This is a genomic window from Corallococcus sp. AB011P (genome assembly GCF_003611605.1).
GTDB lineage: Bacteria > Myxococcota > Myxococcia > Myxococcales > Myxococcaceae > Corallococcus > Corallococcus coralloides.
Genome location: NZ_RAVX01000084.1, coordinates 1 through 416 on the forward strand (window position 1 = coordinate 1; position 416 = coordinate 416).

1 protein-coding gene is annotated in these 416 nt (G+C 72.4%); it reads right to left on the reverse strand.

Annotation, left to right across the window (positions count from 1 at the left end; all coding sequences use genetic code 11):
* Positions 1–416: AMP-binding protein (locus D7X30_RS41445; protein WP_147443459.1), on the reverse strand; the 416-nt coding region annotated here is incomplete at both ends.

Here is a 416-nt window from a genome sequence, read left to right on the forward strand (position 1 = left end):
CGGCCCCAGTACCCCTGGGCCACGCTCGGCCCCGTCACCCAGATTTCGCCCACCTCCCCAGGCCCACGCCGCTCCAGCGTCTCCGGGTCCACGATGGCGATTCGCTGCTCCGCCAGCGTCTGGCCACACCCCACCAGCGTGCGCGCACCAGACTCCGCAGCGCCCACTTCCTCCGCGCGGTGCCTCTCCAGCGCCGCACCTGACAGCGTCACCGACACCGGCGGCGCCGACTTCTCGCCTCCGGAGACAATCAGCGTGCCTTCCGCCAGCCCGTAGCACGGGTAGAAGGCCTCGCGCCGGAAGCCACTGGGGCCAAACGCCTCCACGAAGCGCTCCAGCGTCTCCGGGCGAATCGGCTCCGCGCCGCAGAACGCCACCTCCCACCGGCTCAAGTCCAACGCCCGCCGCTGCTCCGG